At 66.5% G+C, this 26424-nt stretch carries 21 protein-coding genes; 17 read left to right on the forward strand and 4 right to left on the reverse strand.

Features of this window, described 5'->3' with window-relative positions:
• The first annotated feature begins 2 nt into the window (after window positions 1-2).
• From ACOQPI_RS05710 to hpnH, 15 genes are all read left to right on the forward strand, one after another.
• Window positions 3-449, forward strand: coding sequence for a Zn-ribbon domain-containing OB-fold protein (locus ACOQPI_RS05710; RefSeq protein WP_420618721.1), 447 nt, complete (start codon window positions 3-5; stop codon window positions 447-449).
• Complete coding sequence (locus tag ACOQPI_RS05715) at window positions 446-1042, forward strand: Zn-ribbon domain-containing OB-fold protein (RefSeq protein WP_420618722.1); 597 nt, start codon at window positions 446-448, stop codon at window positions 1040-1042. Before ACOQPI_RS05710 ends, ACOQPI_RS05715 begins: the two co-directional genes overlap by 4 nt.
• The gene (locus ACOQPI_RS05720) at window positions 1042-2097 is read left to right on the forward strand and encodes a lipid-transfer protein (protein ID WP_420618723.1); all 1056 of its coding nucleotides are present in this window, start codon (window positions 1042-1044) and stop codon (window positions 2095-2097) included. The genes ACOQPI_RS05715 and ACOQPI_RS05720 overlap by 1 nt, the downstream gene beginning before the upstream one ends.
• Window positions 2097-3263, forward strand: coding sequence for a thiolase domain-containing protein (locus ACOQPI_RS05725; protein WP_420618724.1), 1167 nt, complete (start codon window positions 2097-2099; stop codon window positions 3261-3263). Before ACOQPI_RS05720 ends, ACOQPI_RS05725 begins: the two co-directional genes overlap by 1 nt.
• Window positions 3264-3280: 17 nt before the next feature.
• Window positions 3281-3625 (forward strand): hypothetical protein, encoded by a 345-nt coding sequence (locus ACOQPI_RS05730; protein WP_420618725.1) that lies wholly within the window; start codon window positions 3281-3283, stop codon window positions 3623-3625.
• 80 nt (window positions 3626-3705) lie between these two features.
• Window positions 3706-3906, forward strand: a complete 201-nt coding sequence (locus ACOQPI_RS05735; protein WP_420618726.1) for a ferredoxin — start codon at window positions 3706-3708, stop codon at window positions 3904-3906.
• A 22-nt stretch (window positions 3907-3928) separates the two neighbouring features.
• Window positions 3929-5113 (forward strand): NAD(P)/FAD-dependent oxidoreductase, encoded by a 1185-nt coding sequence (locus tag ACOQPI_RS05740; RefSeq protein WP_420620993.1) that lies wholly within the window; start codon window positions 3929-3931, stop codon window positions 5111-5113.
• A gap of 67 nt (window positions 5114-5180) precedes the next feature.
• Window positions 5181-5960 carry a TetR family transcriptional regulator gene (locus ACOQPI_RS05745; protein ID WP_420618727.1) on the forward strand — a complete coding sequence of 260 codons (780 nt, stop codon included), beginning with the start codon at window positions 5181-5183 and terminating at the stop codon, window positions 5958-5960.
• Window positions 5961-6112: 152 nt separating this feature from the next.
• On the forward strand, window positions 6113-7015 hold the full coding sequence (gene hpnC, locus ACOQPI_RS05750; RefSeq protein ID WP_420618728.1) for a squalene synthase HpnC: 903 nt from the start codon (window positions 6113-6115) through the stop codon (window positions 7013-7015).
• Entirely contained in the window at window positions 7012-7866 is an 855-nt protein-coding gene (hpnD, locus tag ACOQPI_RS05755; protein WP_420618729.1) for a presqualene diphosphate synthase HpnD, read from the forward strand. Before hpnC ends, hpnD begins: the two co-directional genes overlap by 4 nt.
• Entirely contained in the window at window positions 7863-9326 is a 1464-nt protein-coding gene (hpnE, locus tag ACOQPI_RS05760; RefSeq protein WP_420618730.1) for a hydroxysqualene dehydroxylase HpnE, read from the forward strand. The genes hpnD and hpnE overlap by 4 nt, the downstream gene beginning before the upstream one ends.
• The gene (locus tag ACOQPI_RS05765; protein ID WP_420618731.1) at window positions 9323-10321 is read left to right on the forward strand and encodes a polyprenyl synthetase family protein; all 999 of its coding nucleotides are present in this window, start codon (window positions 9323-9325) and stop codon (window positions 10319-10321) included. The genes hpnE and ACOQPI_RS05765 overlap by 4 nt, the downstream gene beginning before the upstream one ends.
• Window positions 10321-12207, forward strand: coding sequence for a squalene--hopene cyclase (shc, locus tag ACOQPI_RS05770; RefSeq protein WP_420618732.1), 1887 nt, complete (start codon window positions 10321-10323; stop codon window positions 12205-12207). Before ACOQPI_RS05765 ends, shc begins: the two co-directional genes overlap by 1 nt.
• A complete protein-coding gene (locus tag ACOQPI_RS05775; RefSeq protein ID WP_420618733.1) occupies window positions 12204-12761 on the forward strand; it encodes a hypothetical protein in 558 nt (185 codons plus the stop codon). Before shc ends, ACOQPI_RS05775 begins: the two co-directional genes overlap by 4 nt.
• Before the next feature lies 1 nt (window position 12762).
• Entirely contained in the window at window positions 12763-13770 is a 1008-nt protein-coding gene (hpnH, locus tag ACOQPI_RS05780) for an adenosyl-hopene transferase HpnH (RefSeq protein WP_420618734.1), read from the forward strand.
• 102 nt (window positions 13771-13872) lie between these two features.
• On the opposite strand, the gene ACOQPI_RS05785 is transcribed toward hpnH, so the two are convergent.
• Genes ACOQPI_RS05785 through ACOQPI_RS05800 form a run of 4 tightly spaced genes read right to left on the reverse strand, consistent with a single transcriptional unit; the run spans window position 13873 to window position 22508 of the window.
• Window positions 13873-16395, reverse strand: coding sequence for a M1 family metallopeptidase (locus tag ACOQPI_RS05785; RefSeq protein WP_420618735.1), 2523 nt, complete (start codon window positions 16393-16395; stop codon window positions 13873-13875).
• A 39-nt stretch (window positions 16396-16434) separates the two neighbouring features.
• Window positions 16435-19260 (reverse strand): ABC transporter permease subunit, encoded by a 2826-nt coding sequence (locus ACOQPI_RS05790; protein ID WP_420618736.1) that lies wholly within the window; start codon window positions 19258-19260, stop codon window positions 16435-16437.
• Window positions 19260-21449 carry an MFS transporter gene (locus ACOQPI_RS05795; RefSeq protein ID WP_420618737.1) on the reverse strand — a complete coding sequence of 730 codons (2190 nt, stop codon included), beginning with the start codon at window positions 21447-21449 and terminating at the stop codon, window positions 19260-19262. Before ACOQPI_RS05795 ends, ACOQPI_RS05790 begins: the two co-directional genes overlap by 1 nt.
• Before the next feature lie 24 nt (window positions 21450-21473).
• On the reverse strand, window positions 21474-22508 hold the full coding sequence (locus tag ACOQPI_RS05800) for a hypothetical protein (RefSeq protein ID WP_420618738.1): 1035 nt from the start codon (window positions 22506-22508) through the stop codon (window positions 21474-21476).
• Between the two features lie 57 nt (window positions 22509-22565).
• On the opposite strand from ACOQPI_RS05800, the gene ACOQPI_RS05805 reads away from it, so the two are divergent.
• Together ACOQPI_RS05805 and ACOQPI_RS05810 are read left to right on the forward strand one after the other, a co-directional pair.
• Window positions 22566-24011, forward strand: a complete 1446-nt coding sequence (locus tag ACOQPI_RS05805; protein ID WP_420618739.1) for a hypothetical protein — start codon at window positions 22566-22568, stop codon at window positions 24009-24011.
• A 3-nt stretch (window positions 24012-24014) separates the two neighbouring features.
• Complete coding sequence (locus tag ACOQPI_RS05810; protein ID WP_420618740.1) at window positions 24015-26423, forward strand: glycoside hydrolase family 3 N-terminal domain-containing protein; 2409 nt, start codon at window positions 24015-24017, stop codon at window positions 26421-26423.
• Window position 26424 lies beyond the last annotated feature (1 nt).

A 26424-nucleotide genomic window follows, 5' to 3' on the forward strand; every position in this document is an offset into this window, starting at 1 on the left:
CGATGGCGGAGCGGCTTCGGGCTGATCTGGTGCTGGAGTACCCCTTCACCCGGACCACCGGCCCGGTGATCGGCGCTTTTTTGACTGGTCTGCGAGAGGGGATCATCCTCGGCATTAGCCGCCCCGACGGGACGGTGCTGTGCCCGCCCACCGAGTACGACCCAGAGAACTCTGAACCATTGACCGATCTGGTGGAAGTGGGCCCGGGCGGGGAGCTGATGAGTTGGACCTGGGTGGACCCGCCCCGCGCGCAGTCACCGTGGGATCAGCCCCACGGCTTGGGACTGATCCGCCTCGACGGGGCTGACACCCCCATGGTCCACGGGCTGCTGGTGGATGGCCCCGACCAGTTGTCGGTGGGGATGCGGTTGACGGCCCGATGGCGGCCGGAGCGAGAGGGCCACATCGCCGACCTTGAGGGCTTTGTGCCCGAGGGCGCCGACCAATGAGCGCCGATCCGAGCATCCCCCCCGCCGCTTTGTCGGGCGAGGTGAGCCTGCCCGAGAAACTGGCCGACGTGGAGCCGGTGCGGTCGGTGCGAACCCCCATCCGCCTGGAGTATGACTTCATCCCCGGTTCGGCTTCTTCGGGGTATCTGAACGCCTTCGCCGACCGCAAGATCCTCGGACAGCGGTCTCCGGTGGACGGGGCGGTGTTCGTGCCCCCTCGGGGGGTGGATCCCCGCCACGGCGCGGCCACCCCCGACTATGTGGAATTGCCCGACACCGGCCATGTGGGGGGCTTCTGTGTTACCCGCCTGCCCATTCCGGGCCGGGATGATTTGGAGATCCCCTACGTGAGCGCCTGGATCCACCTCGACGGCGCCGACATCGGCTTTCTGGGCCTGGTGGCCGGGGTCGACACCTTTGAGGTGCGCATGGGCATGCGGGTGCGGGCGGTGTGGAAGCCCGACAACGAACTGGGCCGCACCGCGGAGAACATCTTGTACTGGGCGCCCACCGGCGAGCCCGACATCCCGGTGACGGCGGCCGGCACCAACGCCTGGCACGCCAAGCAAGCCGCCACCGGGGAGCAAGGCTGATGCGCGACATCGCCGTGGTATCGGTGGCCCAGCACCAGGAGAAGGCCCTCACCCACACCACCGAAGTGGAGTTGATGGTGCCGATCATCAACGAGGCCCGGGGTGCAGTGGGCCTCACGCAGGACGACATCGGCTTCACCTGCTCGGGAAGCAGCGACTTTCTGGCCGGGCAGGCGTTCTCATTCGTCCACACCCTGGACGCGGTGGGTGCGGTGCCGCCCATCAGCGAGAGTCACGTAGAGATGGACGGGGCCTGGGCGCTGTACGAGGCGTGGGTGAAACTCCAGATCGGCGGGGTGGACACCGCGCTGGTGTACAGCTACGGCAAGTCGTCGCCCGGATCGCTGCGGGACGTGTTGTCCACCCAGCTCGATCCCTACTACCTGGGACCGTTGTGGCCCGATGCCTTCTCCATGGCCGCGCTCCAAGCCCGGATCATGCTGGAGTCGGGCACGGTCAGCGAGCGGCGCCTGGCCGAGATCGCGGTTCGCAGCCTCAACGGCGCAGCCGACAACCCGTTGGCGGTGCGGTCGTCGGCCGACGCCACCGCCGAGAGTGTGCTGGCCGAGGTGCCCATTGCCGATCCGCTGCGGCCCAGCGACTGCGCGGCCTCCGCCGACGGCGGTGTGGCCGTGGTGCTGGCCGCCGGCGACCGGGCTAGAGAGCTGTGCGAGCGGCCCGCGTGGATCAGGGGGATCGACCACCGCATCGATCCCCACCAGCCTGGGGTGCGCGACCTGACCAGGGCACCCAGCGCGCAGGCGGCAGCGGTCAACTCCAGAGCGAGCGCCGACCGTTTGGACGCCGCCGAGCTGGCCGCCCCGTTCACCACCCAAGAGCACATCTTGGAGCTTGAGTTGGGATTGGGCAACGGCACTGCCGTTAACGCCAGCGGCGGGGCGTTGGCCGGCCACACCATGATGGCTGCCGGCCTCATGCGCATCGCTGATGCGGCCGCCCAGATCCACGACGAGGGGGCCGACCGGGTGCTGGGCCACGCCGCGTCGGGTCTTTACCTCCAGCAGAACCTGGTGTGCGTGATGGAGGGGGAGTGATGGCCGAGCGCACCGCGGTGCTGGGGGTCGGCCAGACCAAGTATCAGACCACCCGAGGCGACGTGTCGCTGCCCGGTTTGGTGCGAGAGGCCGCCTACCGGGCACTGGAGGACGCCGAGCTGGGCTGGGACGACATCGACGCCGTGGTGGTGGGCAAGGCCCCCGACTTCTTCGAGGGGGTCATGCAGCCTGAGCTGTTCCTAGCCGAGGCACTGGGGGCGGTGGGCAAGCCGCTCCTGCGGGTCCACACTGCGGGTTCGGTGGGTGGGTCCACCGCGGTGGTGGCCGCTTCGCTGGTGCAGGCTGGCATCCACCGTCGGGTGCTCACCCTGGGATTCGAGAAGCAGTCGGAGTCCAACGCCACCTGGGCGCTGTCTTTGCCCCAGCCGTTCTCGGTGTCGATCAACGCCGGAGCCGGCGGCTACTTCTCGCCCATCATCCGCCAGTACATGGCCCGCACCAACGCCCCCGAACTCATCGGCTGCATGGTGGCGTTCAAAGACCGCCAGCACGCCCTGCGCAATCCGTATGCCCACCTCCAGCAGAAAGACCTGACCTTCGACCAAGTGGTGGAGTCGCCCATGCTCTGGGAGCCGATCCGGTTCTCTGAAACCTGTCCTTCGTCCGACGGTGCCTGCGCGCTGGTGCTGGGCGACGAGGCCGCGGGAGACGCCTCCATCAAGCCGGTGGCGTGGATCCACGGCGCGGCCCTGCGTAGCGAGGCCAACAACTTCCCCGGACGCGACGAGGTAAACCCCCAAGCCAGCCGGGACTGCGCCGATGACGTGTTTGCCCAGGCGGGCATCACCGACCGGAGGGCCGAGATCGACGAGGTGGAGATCTACGTGCCGTTCTCGTGGTATGAGCCCATGTGGCTGGAAAGCCTGGGGTTCTGCGAGATCGGCGACGGCTGGAAGCTGGTGGAGGAGGGCGCCACCCATCTCGACGGCGGGGACCTTCCGGTGAACTGCTCGGGCGGCGTGCTGTCGTCCAACCCCATCGGTGCCTCCGGCATGATCCGCTTCGCCGAAGCCGCCCTCCAAGTCCGGGGCATGGCTGGCGAGCACCAAGTAGAAGGCGCCCGCAAGGCCTTCGGCCACGCCTACGGCGGCGGCGCCCAGTACTACGCCATGTGGATCGTAGGTTCCGACAAGCCCACCTCCTGAACGGGCAAGCTAGAGGGGTGAAGCGCTTCGCCTGCTTGCTGGTGTGCATGTCGCTCTTGGGCGTGTTGGTGGCGTGCGGCGGAGAAGACAGGGGCGACATTGTGGCGTTTTGCGATTTGGCCGAGGACGGGGTGGGGATGCGTCCCGCTGAAGGCGAGCAGGAATTAGCCCAGTTGGACGCCCTAGAAGACGCCGCCCCTCCCGACATCCGAGAGGCCGTCACCACCGTGGCCAACGCCTCCCGGGAGATCGACGAGATCGAAGACCTCCAAGAACTGTTCAGCAAAGCCTTCGCCCTAGAAGAGGCAGTAGCCACCGCCCGCCAACAAATCCGCACCTACACCCAACACCACTGCTTGTAACTGAGACGAGGCCCGATGGTGACTAGGTGGGGGCTGGTTGGGTAGGGTCGGGGTGTCTTTCTGGGAGATGGGAGGAAGCGATGGGATACCGGGTGGTCGTGGACTACGACCTGTGCGAGAGCAACGCCATTTGCATGCAGGTCGCTCCTGACATTTTCGAGGTGCGCGACGACGACTTTTTGTACCTGCTGAACGAGACCCCTGGGGATGAGGCTCGCGAACGAGTGAACGAGTCAATCCAGCGCTGCCCCAAGCAAGCCATCTCCGTCGCTGAGGAGTAGGCGCCCTCTGCGCTCATTAGCGATTGTCGGAGCTTCGCTGGCCGGAACCCGGGCGGCGGAGACGCTCCGGCGAGAAGGATTCGACGGGGCCATCACCATCATCGGCGATGAGCCTCACCAGCCCTACGACCGGCCTCCCCTGTCCAAACAGCTCCTCGCCGGGGAATGGGAGCAAGACCGCATCGCGCTGTCCGACGATGAATCGCTCCAAGATCTAAACGCCGACTGGCGGCTGGGCCGCCGAGCCGCCGGGCTTGACGTGGCCAACCGGACCGTGACGCTTGACGACGGCTCAACGGTTACCGCCGACGGCATTCTGATCGCCACCGGGGCCCGATGCCGGGAGCTCCCCACCAACGGCCTTGACGGCATCTACACCCTGCGAGGCCTCGACGACTGCCTTGCCATCCGAGCTGAGTTGGAGGCCTCCCCTCAGCGGGTGGCGGTGGTAGGGGCCGGGTTTATAGGCGCCGAGGTGGCGGCCACCGCCCGGGAGCGCGGCCTGGAGGTCACTGTGATCGAAGCCCTGCCGGTGCCGCTGGGCCGCGTATTGGGCACCGAGATCGGCACGGTGTGCGCTGATGTGCACCGAGACCACGGGGTGGACTTGCGGCTCGGCGTAGGCGTCGACGGCTTCGATGGCCATGGCCGGGTGGAGCGGGTGAACCTGAGCGACGGCACATCGGTGGATGCCGATGTGGTGGTGGTGGGCATCGGGGTGATCCCCAACACTGAGTGGCTGGAGGGCTCGGGGCTGACGCTGGACAACGGCGTGGTGTGCGACGAAACCTGTCTTGCCGCCCCGGGAATTGCCGCCGCCGGGGATGTAGCTCGCTGGCCCAACCGCCTGTTCGGCGAGACCATGCGGGTGGAGCACTGGGACAATGCCATTGCCCAAGGCCAGCATGCTGTACTCCGCCTGCTTGAAACCGATGACGAGGCCCAGCCCTACTCTCCGGTTCCGTGGTTCTGGAGCGACCAGTACGACCGCAAGATCCAGCTGGCGGGACGAGCCCGGCCCGACGACGAGGTGCGCATCATCACCGGATCGACCGAGGAGCGGCGGTTTGCCGCCCTCTACGGCCGAGCAGGCCGACTGGTCGGCGTGCTTGGCTTCAACCGGCCTCGCCACGTGATGAAGTACCGCAACCTCATCGAGCAGGGCACCAGCTTCGAAGAGGCCGTCAAGGTTGCCGAACAGGAGTAGCTGCTTGCGGCTATGAGATTCGAAGACGCGCTGGCGGTGGGATGGTCGACCGAATAAGAGTGGAGGCATGGGTCCTCCCGGCGAGTTCCCCATCAGCGAGCTGGTAGCTCGCACCGGAGTGCCGGCTGCCTCCATCCACCACTATCGGCGGCTGGGTCTTCTGCCCGCGCCTCGTCGGGCCGCGGCCAACCGCTTCCTCTACAGCCAGCGCCACGCCGAAGCGGTTGAGCAGATCAGGGAGCTGCGAGAGCGCCACCGCCTGCCGCTGCGCCATATCGCCCAGATCATGAACGCGGAGAACCTTGATCACACCGAAGTTCCCCATTTGACCGACAGCGGCGAGCAGTTGCGGAACGTAGCCATTCAAGAGTTCGCCTTGCGGGGCTACACCGAGGTGAGCGTGGCCGAAATATGCACGCAGGCCGGTGTGGCCAAGGGGACCTTCTATCGCCACTACCGCTCGAAACAAGACCTGTTCTTCCGAGCGGTGGAAGCGGTGGTGGACAACACCGCGGAGGATTTCTCGGCCTCGATCGATGGCCAGATCGGATTGAGCCGCCAAGAACTCACCCGTCGCCTGGCCGAGGCGCTTCTGCCCGGCCTGCCCATCATGCTGGAAGTGGCCAAGCGCTCAGTACAGGGCCAGGTGGAGCACGCCGCCGCCGCCCAGCGGGTGTTCTGGCGACTGGCCGAGCGACTGGGAGAGGCCCTGTCGGACGATCCTCGGGGCCACCGGCTCGCCGGGGCTCTGATCATGGACGCCATCGCCCATATTTTTGCCGAGGGCCTCATGGGTCGTTTTGCCGATCGTCCCAACTTCGAAGACTCGGGGCCGTCAATGCCTTGACAGTGTCGGATTGAGCGCGTACAAAAAGGTGACCTGATGGTCACTCTTTTGTTTGCAATTGGGTGACGATCGTAAAAACATTGTTATGGATTATCAGGGGAACCCGCTGACCAGCGGGTTCCCCAAGGAAACTGAGCCGCAGCGGGGGTGTTGTGCAGACTGAAGTCGAGTTCGACTTGAACTCGATCATGGCCCAGAGGGGAAGTGAGAACTTCCCCGTGGTGCTGAAGGCAGTCCCGGCGAATGCCCGCGCCCATCTGCTGGCCATTTACGGGTTTGCCCGACTCGTGGACGACATCGGCGACGAATACGACGGCGACCGACTTGCCGCGCTGGATTGGATCGAGGGGGAACTCGCACGGGCCCGCACCGGTGATGCCACCCACCCGGTCATGGTTCAGCTCACGCCTCTGCTCGCTGATGTGGATGTGGACGACGAGCCGTTCTTGGCGCTTATCGAGGCCAACCGGGTTGACCAGTACAAGCACCGCTACCAGACCCAGGCCGAGTTGGCCGAGTACTGCACGCTGTCGGCCAACCCCGTGGGCCGGCTGGTGCTAGCGGTGTTCGGCGCGGCCACCCCCGAGCGAATCGCCCTCAGCGATGCGGTATGCACCGGATTGCAACTGGTGGAGCACCTCCAAGACATCGGCGAGGACTACACCGAAAAGGGCCGCATCTATTTCCCGGCCGACGAGATGGCCCGCTTCGGCGTGGACGAGGGTGAACTGGGGGCGGTCCGGGCCTCGGAGGCACTTCGCCGGCTGGTGGCCCACCAATGCGACACCGCCCGCGGGCTGCTGAAGCGGGGAGAGCCGCTGGTGGCCTCACTCAGCGGATGGGCCAAGGTGACGGTTGCCGGCTATGCCGCGGGCGGAATGGCCGCATTGGATGCCATCGCCGGGGCCGACCACGACGTACTGAGAAAGCTTCGGACCCCTTCCAAGGTCCGCACCGCGGTGCATGTCGCTCGCCTTGTCGCCCCCCGCCAGGTGACCGACGCCAAAGCAGTTCGCGCCGCGCGAGACGCCGCAGCGCGCTGGAGGCGAAGGTGAAGGCCGCCGACGCCTATCAGCGATGCGAAGAGATCACCCGGGTAGAGGCCCGCAACTTCTCTTATGGCATCCGCCTGCTGCCCAAGCCGAAGCGCCAGGCCATGTCGGCGCTGTACGCAATGGCCCGCCGGATCGACGATGTGGGCGATGGCCCGTTGCCGCAGGATGAGAAGCTGGCCGGGCTGGCTGAGATAAGGGCCGATATCGACACTCTGGCCGACGGCGGGCTCCGCGACCCCGACGATCCGGTGCTGGTGGGTCTGCGCCATGCAATCGACCGCTTCCCCATACCGGCCGCCGCGCTGAATGAGATCGTCGCCGGCTGCGAGCAGGACGCGGTTGGGAAGGTGTACACCACCATCGCTGAAACCGAGGAGTACTGCCGGCTGGTAGCCGGATCGGTGGGCCGCCTGTCGCTGGGGGTGTTCGGCACGAGGGGCGATCCCGACCAGGCCGCCAAACTGGCCGATGTGCTGGGCATCGCCCTTCAGCTCACCAACATCCTGCGCGACATCGTGGAGGACCGGGGCATGGGCCGGGTGTACCTGCCCGCCGCCGACATCGAGCGATTCGGCTGCGCCCCCGACCTGACCGGCCCGACCGACGCGGTGGGCGCACTGGTGGCGTTCGAAGCCGAGCGAGCCGAGCGGCATTTCGCCGAGGGCCTGAAGCTGCTCGGCATGCTGGACCACCGCAGCCGGGCCTGCACCGGGGCGATGGCCGGGATCTACCACCGCCTGCTGGCTCGCATTGCCGCCACACCCACGGCCGTGATGGAGGGGCGGCTTTCGCTGCCCACCAGGGAGAAGGCCTGGGTGGCTGTTCGCAGCCTTGCTGGAGTCACCACATGAGCCTGGTCGTTCCTGAGCCCCGTGTGGCCGTGGTCGGAGGCGGGCTCGCCGGACTGGCCGCGGCAGTGTCCGCGGCCGACGGCGGAGCGCGGGTGACGCTCTATGAGCGGGCCCCCCGGCTGGGCGGGGCCACCTGGTCGTTCCAGCGCAACGGCCGCTGGTTCGACAACGGCCAGCACGTGTTCATGCGGTGCTGCACCGAGTATCGGGAGCTGTTGGAGCGCTTGGAGGTGGCCGATCAAGTGACCGAGCAGCGCCGTATGTCGGTTTCGGTGATGCGCCCCGGTCGCCGTCCGGCCCGAATATTCCGCACCGGCGCCCCGTCCCCCCTTCACTTGGCCCGGTCACTGCTGCGCTACAGCCCGCTCTCTGTAGCCGATCGGCTGCGGGCGATTCGCACCGCGCTGGCCTTGCGTCGCCTCGATCCCGATGCTCCCGACACCGATGAGATGAGCTTCGGGGGGTGGCTGCGATTTCGCGGCGAGTCGGATCGGGCCATCGCCGGCTTGTGGGATCTCATCTGCCTGCCCACCGTGAACCTCCGGGCCGACGATGCCTCGCTCAGCCTGGCCGTCAAGGTGTTCCGCACCGGGCTCTTGGACAGCGCCGATGCCGGTGATCTGGGCTGGACCCGGGTGCCTTTGGCTGCTCTCCACGGAGATGCTGCCGCCCGGGTGATCACCGCCCACGGCGGGCACGTCCAGCTTCAAGCCCATGTGGAATCGGTGGGCGAAGGACCCTCGGTGACGATAGGCGGGCAGCGGGTGGACGCCGACGCGGTGATCTTGGCCGTGCCCCACGATGTTGTTGACGGCCTGCTGCCCCCCGGCACCGTGCCAGGGCAGTCTGAGCTGGTCGACCTCGGGGTATCACCCATCGTCAACGTGCACTTCGTATTCGACCGCCAAGTCATGGATGTGCCCTTCACCGCAGCCCTGGATTCCCCGGTGCAATTCGTTTTCGACCGGACTGAGGCCGCCAACTGGGCCGACGATGAGCCGCGGGCGCCCGTCGGCGCGGGCGGTGGCGGCGAGCAGGTTGTGGCCGTGTCGCAGTCGGCGGCCTTCGATGAGATCGGAGAGCGCCCGGCGGACATGATCGAGCGCTATCGCTCGGCTCTCGCCGAGCTGCTGCCGCGCTCGGCTGCGGCTGAGGTGATAGACGCGGTGGTGACCCGAGAGCACCGGGCCACCTTTGCCGGCCGTCCCGGCACCCGGCGGCTTCGTCCTGGTCCGACCACTGCCATCGATGGTTTGTTCTTGGCCGGGGCGTGGACCGATACCGGCTGGCCAGCCACGATGGAGGGTGCCGTCCGCTCCGGCAAGCTGGCGGCTGGCCTCGCCCTCGATCACTGCCGCACCGCAGTTGCCTCCAGGCCCCCCCAATCATCCCGCGACACCTCTGGGCCGCATCTCAGCCCCAAGCCGTCGCCGTCTGAGCCAGAGAGGATGAGCGCGTGAGCGAGGAAATACCGGTTCCGGGCATCCTCAGCCGAGCCAGGGAGCTGGTGGACCCGGCCATTGCCGCCGCACTGAGCGGGTTGTGCCCTGAGCTGAGATTGCCCGCTGAATACCACTTCCAGAGTCGGGGCAAGGGAACCCGCCCGGCACTGGCCATCTTGTCGGCTGAGGCTGTGGGCGCCCCTTCGGAAACCGGAGTGCCCGGGGCGGTGGCCATCGAGCTCATCCACGACTTCTCGCTGATCCATGACGACATCATCGACAACGATGCCGAGCGTCGGCACCGGACCACGGTCTGGGCCAAGTTCGGCATTGGAGTCGGCGTGGTGGCAGGAGACGCTCTCCATAACTTGGCCTATGAGGTGTTGCTGTCCGACCCCACAGCGCCCAGGGTCAAGGCGGTCAAGCATCTGGCCGGAGCAGTTTCGGCAATGATCGCCGGCCAGAGCATGGACATGGCCTTCGAGGAGAGATCTCTCGTCACCCTGGAGGAGTGCCTGGCCATGGAGCAGGGCAAGACCGGAGCGCTCTTGTCCTACGCAACCTCGGTGGGGGCGATTCTGGCCGAGGCCGACGACTCGGTGGTTGACGGTCTGTCCGAGTTCGGGGCCGAGGTGGGGGTTGCGTTCCAAGCAGTGGACGACCTTCTGGGCATCTGGGGTGATCCCGAGCGCACCGGCAAGCCCGCGGGGGCCGACCTTCGGGAGCGCAAGAAGTCGGTACCGGTGGTGATCGCTCTCAACAGCGGCACCCCGGCAGCCGAGGAGCTGGCTGAGCTCTATTCCCGTTCCGATTGGGACGCAGGAGGCGTGGACGCAGCCCGAGCGCTGGTGGAGGCGGGGGGTGGCCGGGAAGGTACCCAGGCGCTGGCCCGGACCCACTACGACCTGGCTGTTTTCGCCCTCGATTCTCTGGCCGCGCACGAGGAGGTCGTAGACGAGGTGGTGGAGGAGTTTCGGCAGCTGGCCGATTTCATCTTGGGGAGGGACTTCTGATGGGCGTTGAGCGATCTTTGGCCAAGGCCACCGAACGGCTCCTCAACCTGCAAGACACTCAGGGATGGTGGAAAGACGAGCTGGAGACCAACGTGTCCATCGAGGCCGAGGATCTGTTCCTCCGGGAGTTCTTGGGCATCGCCGACCCCGAGGTCACCCGGCAGACGGCAAACTGGATCCGCCACAACCAGCGGGCCGACGGCACATGGGCCACCTTCTACCAGGGTCCTGCCGATCTGTCGGTGACCGTGGAGGCCTACTGGGCGCTGCGCTACGCCGGCGATCCCGTCGACGCCGACCACATGGCCAAGGCCGCCGCCTACATCCGGGCCGAGGGAGGGTTGGAGCGCAGCCGGGTGTTCACCCGAATCTGGATGGCGCTGTTCGACCTCTGGCGCTGGGAAGACCTGCCCGCCCTGCCTCCTGAGGTGATCTTTCTGCCCAAGCAGGTTCCGCTCAACATCTATGACTTCGCCTGCTGGGCCCGCCAAACCCTCGTCGCTTTGACTGTGGTGGGGGCCCACCGCCCAGTGCGGTCTATGGGGCTGAGCCTGGATGAGATCCGCACCGGGGCCATCCCCCCGGAACGGGAGCTCGCCCCGCCCGGGAGTCCAGCTCGGCGATTCCAGCGTCTTGATCAGGTTCTGCATCTCTACGAGAACCGCCCGCAGCGGCGGGTGCGGGAGTGGGCGCTCAGTCGGGCCGAGCAGTGGATCATCGCCCGCCAGGAGTCCGACGGCTGCTGGGGGGGCATCCAGCCGCCGTGGGTGTACTCGCTCTTGGCTCTGTATGTGCGGGGCTATTCCCTGCACCACCCGATTCTGGCCCAAGGGCTGGCCGGGTTCGACGCTTGGACCATCGTCGAAGACGACATGCGACGCCTGGAGTGCTGCCAATCGCCGGTTTGGGATACCTGTCTGGCGCTGCTCGCGCTGGCCGATGCCGGAGTGGACGCCGAAGACCCCCAAATGGTGGCCGGGGCCCGCTGGCTCATCGATCAAGAGGTCCAGATCGTGGGCGACTGGGCTGAGCAGCGCCCCCATCTGGCCCCGGGAGGATGGGCGTTCGAGTTCGAGAACAACTACTACCCCGATCTGGACGACACCGCCGAGGTGGCCCTCGCCCTGCGCCGCATCCGCCATCCCGATGCCAAACAGGTGCAAAAGGCGCTGGATCGGGCGGTGGTTTGGGCCCAGGGGATGCAGTGCTCCGATGGCGGTTGGGCGGCATTCGATGCCGACAACTGCTCGCCGCTGGTGGCCGAGCTCCCGTTCTGCGATTTCGGAGAGGTCATCGATCCGCCGTCGGCCGATGTGACCGCCCATGTGGTGGAGATGCTCGCCGAGCTGGATGCCGACGCGATGGGCTTCCCAATCGACCGGAATGCAATGGACCGCGGGGTTCAGTGGCTCAGTGATGAGCAGGAGGAGGACGGTTCCTGGTATGGGCGCTGGGGAGCAAATTACCTCTACGGCACCGGGGCGGTGGTTCCGGCGTTGATCAGCGCCGGGGTGCCCGCCGACGACAACCGGGTAGTGCGAGCATGCCGCTGGCTGGAGTCGGTGCAAAACCAAGACGGCGGGTGGGGCGAGGACATGCGCTCCTATGTCGACGACAACTGGCGTGGGCGAGGGGAGTCCACCCCGTCGCAGACTGCATGGGCGCTGCTGGCGTTGATCGCCGCGGGCCGGGCGAGCGAGGAGGCGGCCCAGCGAGGGGTGGCCTGGCTGGTGGAACACCAGCGCGACGACGGGGACTGGGACGAGCCCTGGTACACCGGCACCGGCTTCTCCGGCGACTTCTACATCCGCTACCACCTCTACCGGCTGGTGTTCCCGTTGATGGCCCTGGGCCGCTGGGTGCAGGCGACAACGGGTGAGGGGTGAGCCTGGTGGTGCTGTGTCCGTTGGCTATGGAGGCCCGAGCCGCCCGGCGGGGAATCCGCCGGCATGGCGGTGGGGCAAAGGTGTTGTGTACCGGCATGGGGCCCAAGCGCAGTCGCCGGGTTGAGCCGCACCGCGGCCCGGTAGCGGTGGTCGGCATGGGCGGGGCGGTGGTCGATGGCATCGAGCCGGGTGACGTGGTGGTGGCCACCGAGGTATCGGCCGACGATGTGTCACCCATTGGCCTGCCCCAATCCGAAGCAGTGGCCAAGGGTCTGCAATCGGCCGGGTTCACCGTTCACACCGGCCCGGTGGCCAGCGTGTCCGAGTTGGCGGTTGGGGCGCGCCGCCAGGAGCTGGCCAGCCGGGGGGCGGTGGCGGTCGATATGGAGTCGGCCTGGCTTTTGGAGCATCATCGTGGTCCGGCAGCAGTGGTGCGGGTGGTAACCGACACCCCCAGCCATGAGCTGCGGTCTCTGGTTGCTCCCGCGAGGATTTATCGAGCATTGCGGACCATTCGCCGGTTGACGCCGGTGCTGTCCGAGGAGGATTTCTGACATGCCTATTCCGCTGAGGCAAGCGGCAAAGGTGGGCACCTACGTGTTCAAGAACAAGCTGCGGCGCCGCGAGAAGTTCCCGCTGATCGTGGAGCTGGAACCGCTTTTCGCCTGCAATCTGGAGTGTCCGGGCTGCGGCAAGATCCAGTACCCAACCGAGGTGCTGCGCAAGCGGGTCAGCGTGGACGAGGCGGTGGCGGCCATGGAGGAGTGCGGGGCCCCGATGGTGTCTATCGCCGGAGGCGAGCCGCTTCTGCACCCCCAGATCGACCAGATGGTCGAGGAGCTCATCAAGCGCAAGAAGTTCGTGTACCTGTGTACCAACGCGGTGCTGCTGCGGCGCAAGATCGACAAGTTCACGCCATCGCCCTACTTCTCGTTCGTGGTCCACGTGGACGGGCTTCAGGAGCGCCACGACCTGGCTGTGGCCCGCGAGGGTGTCTTCGACGAGGTTGTGGAGGCCGTGAACGAGGCCAAGGCCAAGGGTTTCCGGGTCACCACCAACAGCACCTTCTTCAGCACCGACAGCCCCGAGGACGTGCGCAGCGTGCTCGACTTCTTGAACGACGACCTGGAAGTCGACTCCATGATGATCTCGCCGGGGTACGCCTACGAGAAGGCCCCCGACCAGGAGCACTTCTTGCCGGTGGAGCAGACCAAGAGCCTCTTTCGGGATGCATTCTCAGAGGGCAAGCGCAAGAAGTGGCGGCTCAACCACACGCCGCTGTTCTTGGACTTCCTCGAGGGGAAGGTGGAGTACGAATGCACCGCCTGGGGCATCCCCAGCTACTCGGTGTTCGGCTGGCAGCGGCCCTGCTACCTCATGTCCGACGGCTACACCGAGACCTATCAGGAGCTGATCGACACCACCGACTGGGACAGCTACGGCCGAGGCAAAGACCCCCGCTGCGACAACTGCATGGCCCACTGCGGCTACGAGCCCACCGCCGTGTTCGCCACCATGAAGTCGCTGCGCGAGTCCATTCGGGCTGCGGTAGGTACTGGTTAGCGCGCGTCCGGCAGGGCGGCGGGTCCTGTCCCGGCCCAGCCCGCCGTCCTCGATGAACTCCGGGCGGCGGGCGCCCTGAGCCGGGCCACCCCCCGCCCTGCCTCAGTTCTCTTCTGTTCCCAACGCTTCCTGGACTCGTCTTCGCAGGTCGACGTTGATCTGTTGGCGTTCTAGGTGTTGGGCGAGGATCAGCTTGCCTTGGGGGACGGGGTGGGCCTTTAGGAACTCCTCGACTCCGGTTGCTAGCTCTGGGGTGGATAGGGCGGTGATGCCGCCGAGCATTCGGGGGACTATGGCGGAGGGGAGGCGTTGGTTGATGTCGTCCCAGTGTTCGGTGATGAATGCCCATGCTTGGGGGCCGCGGCCGCGGTTCTCCAGGCAGCCTCGGAGCACGAACCCGGCGTCTTGGCTGCGCACGGTGCCGTCGAGGGTGGCGGCCAGGGTGCGGTCCATGAGCGCGGGGTCGTCGAAGGTGGTGAGTGCCATCAGGTAGCGCAGTTCGAGTTGGGGGGTGGGGGCGCTCTGGTGGCGGTGGTGGATCTCCTCGTAGTCGGCGTCGTCGCCGGTGGCGGCCACGACCGCAATGGCGGCCGCGGCCAAGGCGGGGTCGACGGACTCGGCGGCCACTAGTTCTCTGCACCGGGCGATGGCGTCGGCGTCGTTGCCGCCCACGGCCAGGGTGCGGGCCAGCACGCCCCTCAGCTCGCCGATGCGCTCGTCCTCTCCGGAGACCGGCTCCCAGCCCACCCGGGCCCAGGCTGGCCCGACCAGCCTTCGGACTCGAGCTTGGAGGTCGGCCCTTCCGTCGTCGGGAACCATGTGGTCGAGGGTGCCCAGCGTGCCGGCCAAGCGGCGCCATACCGCCAGATCGTCTTCCGCGGCGGCCATGCGTTCGGCGAAGACCACGTAATCGGCCACGCTCAGCCGGTCGGCCACCGTGAGGGCCCACTGGTCGTCGACCAGCACGTAGCGCTGGAGGGGGTCGAGAGCGGGGCCGTTGTCCAGTAGTTGATCAAGCAGCCCACCTTCATAGGCCACCCGGTAGAAGCCGTCGGCGGTGGGGTTTACCATTATCCAAGCGGGATTGTCGGCGTCCAGAGCCACCGGGTCTTTCAGCACCAGCCGCTCGGTGCGCTCCTCGGTGTCGGTGCCCACCGCGGCCACTACCGGCACTTGCCAGCGGGCGTCGTCGGGCTGGTCGTCGTAGCGGAACCTGCTTTGGCTGAGCGTGACCGTGCCGTCATCATCAGCCGAGGCGGTCACCACCGGGTGGCCTCCTTGGAAAATCCACGAGTCCATCACGACTCGGGCTGGTTCGCCGGTGGATTCGGTCAGCGCGTCCCACAGGTCGTGGGTTTCGGTGTTGGCATAAGAGTGGCGCCGCAAATAGTGGCGGACCCCGTCGCGAAACTCGTCGGCGCCCAGGTACTGCTCCAGCATCCGCACTGCGGCCGCGCCCTTCTCGTAGGTGAGCAGGTCGTACATTCCCTCGGCGTCGGCGGGGGACACCACCGGATACTCGATAGCCCGGGTGGCGGCGAGGGCATCTACGTCGAAGGCCGCGGCCCGAGACAGGCCGAAGGCCAGCCACCGCTTCCAGTCGGGGCGGTAGGCGTCCACCGCCAGCATCTCGCAGAAGGTGGCAAACGCCTCCTTCAGCCAGATGCCGTTCCACCACTTCATGGTGACCAAATTCCCGAACCACATGTGGGCCAGCTCGTGGGCGATCACATCCACCGCGGTCTGGCGCTCCTGCTGAGTGGAGGAGTCGGGGTCCAACAGCAGCAGGATTTCCCGGAAGGTGACGCACCCCATGTTCTCCATGGCCCCGAAGGCGAAGTCGGGAATGGCCACCAGGTCGAGCTTGTCGCCGGGATAGTCGATGGCGAAGTAGTCCTCGAAGAAGCCGAGGCAAAACGCTCCGGCGTCGAGGGCGTACTCGGTGAGATGTCCCTTGCCGATGGGATGGACGACGCGCAGTGGCGTCCCGTTCACATCCACCGGCTCGGTGGCCTCTAGCGGGCCGACGATGAAGGCCAGCAGGTAGGTGGACATCTCCATGGTGGGAGCGAAGGACACCGCTCGGCGACCGTCGCTGGTGGTGTGGGAGCCGATCTCGGCCCCGGAAGACACCGCCATCAGGTCGTCGGGAACCACTAAAGTCACCTCGAACACCGCCTTGAGGTCGGGCTCGTCCCAGCACGGAAATGCCCGCCGGGCATTGGTCGACTCGAACTGGGTGGTGGCGATCACCCGCTCTTCGCCGTCTTCATCGGTGAATGTCGAGCGGTAGAACCCCCGAAGCTGGTCGTTGAGCGTGCCCGTGAACGACAGGTTCAGCCGAGCCGCCCCCGGCTGAACCGCTTCGCCCAGCCGCAGCACCGCCCGCTCGTGCTCGCCGTCGTAGTCAACCCCCGACAACCCCACCCCGCTGAGATCCCCACCATTGATCTCCAACTCAGCCGCATTGAGCACAATCTCGCTGGTCGACTCCACCACCTCAACGTCCACCCCCACCGACCCCGCAAACGCAAACGCCTCCAGATCCGGCTCCAACCGCAATTCATACCGCCGCGGCACCACCCCCCGCGGCAACCGATAGGGGTTCGCAGAGTCAATGGCCATCGGGAGATGTTAGAGGAGGTGTTGGCGGGGCTCTGCGCGCTAGGCGTCGCTGCGGTGGATGGCTCGGGTTTCTAGGCCTAGGTAGCTGGTGATGACGGCGGGGTTGGTTCGGACTTCTTCGGGGATGCCTTGGGCGATGATTGAGCCGGCTTCGAGGCAGTAGACGCGGTCGCTGATCGACATGATGAGGGGCATGTCGTGCTCGACTATGAGCATGGCGGCGTTGAGGTGGCGGCGGATTTCGACGATGAGCGGCCCGAAGGCCTCGGCCTCTCGCTGGGCCACTCCGGCGGTGGGTTCATCAAGGCACAGCATCTGGGCGTTAAGGGCCAGCAGCCCGGCGAGTTCGACGATTCGCCGAGTGCCGGTGGAGAGGTCGGCGATTTGGCGGTCGGCGTAGCGGCCCAGCCCCAGAAAGTCGATCAGATCGCCCGCCTGGGCCTGAGCAGAGCGCTGGCCCCGTCTCGTCCGGCTCGCGGCCACAAGTCCCCCGGAACCCTGCGACGGAGCCGACGAGGCCGCCACCATAACGGTTTCACGCACGGTGAGTTCGGGGAACAGAGTTGCGGCCTGGAATGTGCGGCCCAGTCCTCGCCGAGACCGCTCGGCTGGCTTGAGGCGGTGGATCGGCCGGCCGTAGAGCTCGACGCGTCCCTTGGACGGAGCGAAGCCGCCGATGGCGTTCATCAGGGTCGACTTGCCGGCGCCGTTGGTGCCGATGAGCCCCACTATCTCACCGGGAGCCACCTCGATGTTGGCGTTGTCCACCGCCAGCCGGCCGCCGAATCGCACGGAAATCTCGGCTGCTTGCAGCGCCGGCCCGGCGGTGTCGGGCACCAACGCCGGAGCGGGGAGGGCGGCGGGCACAGAATGGGTCTGCTTGGCCGGCGGGGGCGGTCGGCGAGTCTCCAGCCAGGCCACGATCCGGTCGCGGGCGGAATAGGCGATCTGAGCGAGGCCGCTGGGAAAGTACAGAAGGAGAATCAGCAGTCCGACGCCCGAGGTGAACAGGGGGATCAGGCGGTTGGTGGGGGCGAAGGCGGGGAGTCCGATCACCCATAGGGCGCCCAGCACCGGCCCGATGACGGCGCCGATGCCCCCGATGATGGCCATGGAGACAAGCCGCAGCGACTCCCCGGCGCCGTAGAAGCGTCCCGTCAGAGGAACCTCCTGAATCACTCCGGCCAAGAGGCCGCCGCCCAGCCCGGCAACGGCCCCGGCCAGAACGAAAGCGCCCAGCTTGGTGCGGGCCGGGCGGACGCCGTAGGCCGCGGCGGCATCGGCATTGTCCCGCAGCGCCCGAATGGCCCGGCCAAAGCTGCTGCGATGGATAGCGGCAATCGCCACCAGCACTGCACACAGAACCCCGAGCAGCAGCCAGTAGTAGGAGCGCTGGCTGTCGAGGTCGAGCCCGAAGACTTGGCCCCGGCGCAAGGGGGCCGAGTTGGAGCTTCCACCGCTGAAGATGGGGCGACGGAACAAATACTCCTCAGTGGCCAGCCCGAGAACAAACGTGGCCGCGGCCAGCAGCAGGCCCCGCACTCGCAGCGCCCCCACCCCCACTAGCCCGGCGAACGCGGCGGCAATCACTGCCCCCACAAGAACCGCGGCGGCAAACGGGATGCCGCCGGCCTCGAAGTCGATCAGCCGGTTGTCGCCCCAGCCGATGTCCATTTGGATGCCTCGTTGGAAGGAGGCCGCGGCCACGGCGCCGATTCCGGCAAAGGCCATCTGGCCCAGCGACAGCTGTCCCGCCCATCCGGTGATGATGGCCACCGAAACCGCGCAGATCCCGAAGGCCAAGATGGTGGCGTAGGTGATCTGTCGTGACGGGGTGGAAACGATTATGGGCAACAGGACCGCGGCCAACCCCGCCAAACCCAGGGTGATCTTGCCCAGGTGCCGGACCCACCATATGGACATGAGGTGCTGGGGAATGGGGCGGATCCTGGGGGCAAACGAGTACCGGCCGGGGGGATCGTCGTCGCGGCGTCGTTGGAATGCCACCGCTACGAGCACGCCAATCAGCAAGACGAACTCAAACAGGCCGCCCTCAACCGGATAATTGAACTTGACCAGCGAGAACGTAACGCCCACCACCACCCCTCCGGCCAGGGCGAGCGGGAACGACCGCATCCGGGCGATGACCGCAGCGGCCAGGGAGTTGGCCATGGTGGTAAGCCCCACGGTCTCCAGCCCGTTCACGCTGCGGTCGGCGGAAAGCAGGATCACCGCGACGGTGGACACAACCCCGGCGATCACCCAGATGGTGAGCGAGACCCGCTTGGGCTTGATGCCCGAGACCCGCGATAGGTCGGGGTTGGCCGCGGTGGCCTGCACCGTTCGGCCGAAGGGGGTGCGGTCGAGCAGCAGGCCGAGTCCGATCGCCACCAGGGGGGCGACGATCAGCGTGCTGAGCTGCGGGCCGGTCACAAAGAGCCCGGCCACGTCGGTCAAGGTTGTGTCGACGATGACGGGATAGCGGGTGCCGATGCCGCCGCCGACGTCGGGATAGGCCAGCAAGATGCCCTGAGCGAGCTGGGCCATCCCGATGGTGGCCACCAGCAGAATCACCCGCGGCGCGGTGAACAGCCGGCGCACCACCCCCACCTCCATCACCGCGGCGAACAGGACGCCCACCGCGATGGCGGCGAGCACCGCAATCCAGAAGGGCACGTTCCAGCGCAGGGCCAACAGCGCCAGCAGACCAGCACCGGGCAGGCCCAGGTTCCCGGCCGCGAAATTGATGACCCGGGAAGAGCGGAACACCAAAACGATGCCCATGGCCAGAATCCCGTACACCAGCCCGTTCACCGCTCCGTCGAAGATGAGCTGCCGGTTGGCTTCGAGGAAGCCGAGTGCCATCAGCCCCCCTCGTCGCCCAAGAAGACCGCTCTGACCAGATCGTCGCGCTCCGCCAGTTCAGACGCCGGCCCTTCAAACCGCACGTGGCCCTTCTCGATGAACACGGCCCGGTCGGCCAATTCCAGCGCGATGTTGAGCGACTGCTCGACGATGACGATGGTCTGTCCGGTGGATTGGAGGCGCTCGATGTGGCCCATGAGCTCGCCAACCGCAGCCGGGGCCAGGCCCAGCGACAGCTCGTCTATGAGGAGGACCTCGGTTTGGCACAACAGCGTTCGGGCCAAAGCGAGCATCTGCTGTTGGCCGCCCGACAAGGCGTCGGCTCGGTCGTCGAGGCGGGAACGCAATTCGGGGAACAGCTCAAGGGCGTGGTCGATTCGGCGCTGCCGCTCGGCCTTGTCGTCTCGCAGCTGATAGGCCCCCATCTCCAGGTTGTGGCGCACGCTGAGCGGCGCCCACACGCCGCTGCCCCCCAGCAGGGTCTGGATTCCCATCTCAGTTCGCTGCTCGGGGGTGGAGAAGGTGACGGTGCGGCCACCCAGGCGCACCACTCCCCGCTCCGGGGTCCCCAGGCCGGCGATGATCCGCAAGATGGTCGACTTTCCGGCGCCGTTGGTGCCCAGCAAGGCCAGGGTCTCGCCCTTTCGGACTTCAAAACCGACGTCGAAGAGAACCTGGACGTTGCCATAGCTGAAGTCGACGTCGGCCAGTTGCAGGGCGGGGATGTGCTCGGGGTCTTCTCGCTGGCGGTCGTGCTCGGCCTTTTCTTCGAGTATCTCCGCCACGTTGCGCGACAGGTCGCGCCGAATGTGGCGGGCGCCGTTCAACATGAAGGCCCCGCCGATGATGGTGGAGGGCAGGCCGAGCACCAGGATCGTGGTCTTCGGCCCGCTGGCATCCACCACCATGGCCGACAGCAGGCCACCGCCGGCCGCACCGATGAAGAAGATGTACAAGGTGGACAGCGCCGAGCCGATGCCCCGAAGCCGGTAGGGAACCACGGCCTGCATGAGGGGTCCGACCATGGCGAAGGCGGCGAACATCATCAGCGAGCCGGGAACGTCCAGCACGGCGAACAGCCACGGGTTGGGCATGTTGAACTGGAGGGGCAGCAACAGCGCGGAGGGCAGGACGAGCCCGCCAATCAGCCCCATCGCCCGAGTGGGGCTCTGGCGGTAGAGGCGGTCGAACCGCCGCCCGACGAACGGCATGATGGCGATGACCCCGACCCCGGACGCGGTGGTGAGGGTGCCTCGGCCCAGCGGACCCAGTCCGTACTCGTCTTCGAGGAACAGCGAGGTGAGCACTGGTCGGCTGAACAGCCCGAATCCCAGCGCGGCAAAACCGAGGAGCACGGTGCGCAGGGTGGCGACCTTGTTGAGCCGGGCGAACGCGGCCTCGAGCGAGACTGGGGCCGAATCGCTTTTGACCTCGGACTGGCCCAACACGTCGGCCTTTTCCCACTGGCCTCGCGGTGGCTCGGGGAGCCGGAAGGCCAGCACGGCCACCACGGCCACCGGGATCCACAGTGTGTAGTAGGTCCAGCGCCAGCCGACGAGGGCGGCGATTGCGCCGACCAGCACCGGGCTGAGGATACTCACCGTGCGTCCCGACATGATGGTGGTTGACGCGAGGCGGCCTCGCACGCCGATCGGGTACTGGTCGGCGATGAGGGAGTTGTGGACGGGGAGCGTGTTGGACTTGGAGATCCCGGTTCCGAGCCGAGCGAAGAAGAACACCACCACATGACGGGCCAGGCCAGAAAGCAGCGAGAAGAGGCCGAACGCGAGGCTGGCTGCCCCGATAACCGGCCCCCGGCGGCATCGGTCGGCGAGCCAGCCCATGGGCAGTGCGCCGAGGAACACGAACGACACCGAGGCCGCCCCCAAGAAGACGATGACCCCGTCGCCCACGCCGAAGCTGTCGCGGATTTCCGGGGCGAGAACCGACAGCGCCGATGATTCAAGCTCATCAAGGCTGTTGAGGATCAACAGCACGAGGAAGGTCGCTATTCCGCCCTTGGCCAGCCCTTCCCGCAGCGACATCGCGTCGCCTCCCACACCGGGCAGAACGTCATCGGGAAACAGAATCTCGTCTTCGCCAGCGGTTTGGTCTGTTTGGCTGTCGAGCACACGGCGGGACAGGGCGCCGGCGTCGCCGCCGGCGTCGTGGCTGGCGTCGTCGCTCATCTTCCCCCCTTTCCGGTGGTCTGCTTATCGGTGCTGGAAGAGCTCTCGGGACTCTTGTCGGTGCATGAAGCGAGGGTCGGACAGCGCCGCGCCATAGCGTTCGGCCAAGCCATCCCAAGAGCCGATTCTGGTGTCGCCGTAGAACGGGAACATGCCGTCCCGCCAGTCGGTGGCGATCACCGTCAGAGCCTTGATCTCGGGCCGGCGCCGGACCAGTTCGAACATGGCCTCATACCAGGCCCATTGGTCGTCGATGTCGCCGATCTCGAGCAGCCCGTCGCTAAACGACTCGGGCCGGTTGGGATCGACCAGATTCCAATCGAAGAAGAAGGGGCACGATTCGGGGATCATCACCGGCTTTTCCTCCTCCCGGCACCGGTCGAGATAGGCGGTTGTCTCGGGTCGCTCGAAGCCGATGGGGGCGAACACGTCCATGGCCGCCCAGTCGACGTACTCGTTGCCGGGCCACCAGTCGAACGGGTCTCGGAACTGGAACGAGCCCGCCGCCGAGCACCACGTGGCGGCCACGTTGTGAGCCTCCTCTCGGCTGAACAGCTCGACGATGTGGGGAAAGAGGTCCTTGTAGGCCCCGGTGTCGTGGGGGTCGAAGCTGAGGTTGAACTCATAGCCGATCCTCAGCCACACCGGCACCTCCAGATCCCGCAGGCACCGAGCCATGCGGCTCAGCGACTCATCGCACGCGCCGCCAGCCACCACCTTCTCAACCGGGCGGACATGAAGCCCCACGATCAGCGGGGTCTGGGGACGTTTGGCCAACAGGTTCCCGATCCCCTGGCAGAAGGCGTCGAGGATTCCTTCGCTGGTGTCGTGGACGTGGGCATAGGTGCTCACCACGCCCGGCTGGGGTTCGATGGTGGCCTCGTATTCCGAGAGCTCGGCGTCTTCAACGAGGTGGGGCCGATCCTCAACTCCGAGCTGGCCCCAGCAGTGCAGCACCCGACCGGCGGGAGGCTCGAACGGTGCGCCGAAGTCAACTGGCTCGTGGGAGCGATCAGGGGGTTGGACGGTGATCTGCAATCTGCTGGCGTCCCGTCGCACGGCCCCAACCTAATGTGAAAACGTAGGGGGCTAGACCTTTGGGGGAGGGCCGGAATCATGCGCCTGCGGTTTATCGGAATCATCACAGCCCTGCTTGTCTTGGCATCGGCCTGCGGAGGCGGAGACTCTGAACCCGAACCAAGCAGCAGCGCTCAACAGCCGGAGGCCGAACCGGCCGAGGCCGCACCGGAGGATTCGCCGTCGGCCACAGATGCTCCAGAAGCCGCAGACGAGTCCGAAGGGGCAGCTCCTGAGACCACGGCGCCGGAACCGGAGACTTCTGAGCCCGCAGAAGAGCAGGCCGAGACACCGGAGGCTGAAGAGCCGGCCGAGCCCGAGCCAATTGTGCTTACCGACTCATTTCGGGGGGTCACCTCTGAGGCGATCAAGATCGGCATCGTGATCATCGACCTCTCCGTCATCGGCCGCGACAACGGCGATGTGGAGGCGAAGTGGCAGGCCGTCATTGACGATGTCAACGCCAACGGGGGGGTTCTCGGTCGTCGACTCGAGCCGGTCATGGCGCATTATTCGCCCCTGGGAGATGTGGAGACCGAGGCGGCCTGCGTGCAGTTGACGCAAGACGAGCAGGTCTTTGCTGCTATGGGGCCGCTGCTCACCAACTTGACCTGTTTCACCGACGTGAACGAAACGATCTTCATCAACGCCTTCGGGGTCAGCCAAGAGGAGTTCGACCGTTCCAAGGCTGTGGCCGTCGGCCCGGGGGCACTTCCCGCCCGCAACACGGCGATCAGCGTCCAGTTGCTGATCGATGCCGGAGTCTTGGATGGGCCGGTGGCGGTGCATGCCGCCGCCGACACGGAAGGTGAGCGGAATCTCTACGTTGACGCGCTGGTGGCCGCTGGAGTCGATGTGGTGTCCGAGACCGCTTCTACCGATGTTGGAGACGACGTTGCCGCCGCAGAAGCCGAGATGCAGGCCTTTGCCCAGCGCTGGCAGGCCGATGGGGCCGAGGTAGTCGTCTCGGTGGGAGTCGGAGCAGGCCTCAGCGTGGTCTCCGGCATTTTTCGGAGCCCCTATCGCCCCAGATTGGTGGTAACGAACTCAAGCGCCCTCGATCCCGAGCTCTATCGTGACCTCGGCTACACGACCGATGCCCTGGAAGGCGCCTATGCCCTCGGTTCAATTGGATTCGAGGACCTAGCCCGGGCGGGGGATCCGGGCGTTCTTTCCTGCATCGAGCGGTTCGAAGAGGCGTCGGGCGAGGTTGTCAATATCGACCCCGAGGGTGATGAACCGGTGAATCTGAACACCACCATTTGGGCGTGCCAGGCTGTGGAGATATTCACGCAAATCGCCACGGCTGCCGGGCCTGATCTCACCAACGATTCGTTCCGGGCAGCCGCCGAAGCAGGGCTGAGTCTCGAGGTGACGGCGAATTCGTCGGCATCGATAGAAGCCGGCAAGTTCGACATCGGCGACAGCGCTCCAATCCTCCTCGCCTACGACGCTGCGGCGGACGACTTCTTGCCCGTCGACTAATCGATGCCCGAATTGTCCATTGCCGAGCGGGTGGCTGACCTGCTGTCGCGCATGACGCTGGAGGAGAAGGCGGCCCAGGTGGTGGGCGTCTTCCCCGCAGCGTTCATGGGACCAACCGGGCCCGATCCCGACAGGATGAGCCAGATGATTCCCCACGGTGTGGGCCACCTCTGCATGGGTGGGGGTCTGGCCAGAAAGCCCCGGGATTTGGCCGTGGTCCTCAACGCCATCCAGGAGTGGTTGAAGGACAACACCCGGCTAGGGATTCCCGCCATGGTCCATAACGAGTCGCTGTGCGGCTTGGCCCAAGAGTCGGCCACTGCTTTTCCCACCGCCATCGGTTTGGCGGCCACCTTCCAACCGCAGCTCATCGAGCAGATGGCCGCAGTGGCCAGTGGCGAGGCTCGAGCCGTCGGCATCAATCACGTGCTTTCTCCCGTGCTGGACGTGAACCGCGACGCCCGTTGGGGCCGAGTTCACGAGACCTACGGCGAGGATCCCTTCCTGTGTACCGCGATGGGCATCGCCTTTGTACGCGGCATGCAGACCGATGATCTCAGTACCGGCACGGTGGCTACCGGCAAGCACTTCCTGGGCTACTCCTACACCGAGGGGGCTCTCAACCAGACGGCCAGTCCCATGGGGCCGCGTGCGGTCCACGAGGTTTATGCCCTGCCCTTTGAGGGCGCCATCCGCGACGCCGGACTGGCGTCGGTGATGAACTCGTATTCCGAGATCGACGGGGTACCAGTGGCCGCGACTCCAGAGATCCTCACCGGCCTGCTTCGCGGCCAACTCGGGTTCGGGGGCTGCGTAGTGGCCGACTACTCGGCGGTGACCCGGCTCCGCAAGCCCCACGCGGTGGCCGCCACCGATGCCGAAGCGGGAATTTTGGCCCTGTCAGCCGGACTCGACATCGAGCTGCCCACGGGAATCGGCTATCCCTCGCTGCCCGATGCGGTCCGAAACGGAGACCTCGACCAATCGGTGCTTGACCTGGCCGTGGAGCGGGCCCTCACCCAGCGCTTCCAGGTTGGCCTCATGGATTCGCCCACTGTGGACTCCGACCGGGCGGCGGAGGCGTTCAACCAGCCGAAGGCTTTGGAGTTGGCCCAAGCCATTACCGCCGCGTCGCTGGTCCTGCTGGAGAACGACGGCATCCTTCCCCTCGGTCCCGATCTCGGATCGGTGGCGGTGATCGGGCCGATGGCCGACACGCTGCGGGGCTTGTTCGCGGCGTACACCCCGGCCGCGGCCGTTGAGCTCGGTATGGCGATGTCCCGCGGCCTTGAGGGGTCGATGGCCGGGATCTTCGCGGCCGCTGAAGATGGCGACGACTCGAGCTCTCCCGATCCAACCCTCGACGCGGTAACCAAGGTCTTCCACAGCACCGGGGCCATCATCGACCCGGTCGAGCTCGATCGGGCGGTTGGGGACATCTACCCCAACATGGGCACCATTGCCGCTGCCATCGCCCAACACACCCCGGTTACGAGCACGAAGGGCTGTGACTGGACCCGACCCGACGAAGACGGCATCGACGAGGCGGTGGCCGCGGCCCGAGCCGCCGACGTGGTGGTTCTGGCCGTGGGCGAGAAGACCGGCTGGGTAGGCGACGCCACCGGGGGAGAGGGGCGAGATCGGAAGACACTTGAGCTTCCCGGTGCCCAGCCCGAGTTGGTCCGTCGAGTGATCGCGGCCGGTGCGCCCACGGTTGCGGTGGTGGTAAGCGGCCGTCCGCTTGACATCGCCGAAGACCTGGCCGGTGCCAAGGCCATCCTCCAGGTTTGGCATCCCGGCCCTGAAGGCCCGAAGGCGATCGCCTCGGCCCTGTTCGGCGAGCTGAACCCCGGGGGCAAGCTTCCCGTTTCGTTTCCGGCTGGTGTGGGGGCATCCCCCACGTATCACGGCCACAAGCACGGCAGCGGATTCTCATCCGACCGGGCCTACGTGGACGGCTCAAGTGAGCCGATCTGGGCTTTCGGCCACGGCCGCTCCTACACCACATTCGAGATCAGCGATCTCACCCTGTCGGACACCAGCGCCCCCGCGGGCGATGTGGTTGTGGTCGGCTGTGGGGTTAAGAACACCGGCGATTGCGCCGGAGACGAGGTGGTGCAGCTCTATGTGAGAGACGTGGTCGGCTCGGTCACCCGGCCCGTGCGCCAACTGGCCGGATTCCATCGGGTGTCGCTTGACCCCGGCGAGAGCTGCCGTGTCGAGTTTGAATTCGACACCAGCCAGCTCGCCTTTCTGAACCGCGACTTCGAATTGGTGGTGGAGGAGGGCGACATCGAGGTGATGGTGGGGCGGTCGTCGACGGATCTCCCCCTCAGGGCCAATCTCGAGCTAACCAACAGTCTCAAGCTCGACCACCGCACTTCGTTCACCACCCCGTCGCGGGTGGTATGAG

This window comes from Candidatus Poriferisocius sp. (genome assembly GCF_965219815.1).
Classification (GTDB): Bacteria; Actinomycetota; Acidimicrobiia; order Acidimicrobiales; family Bin134; genus Poriferisocius.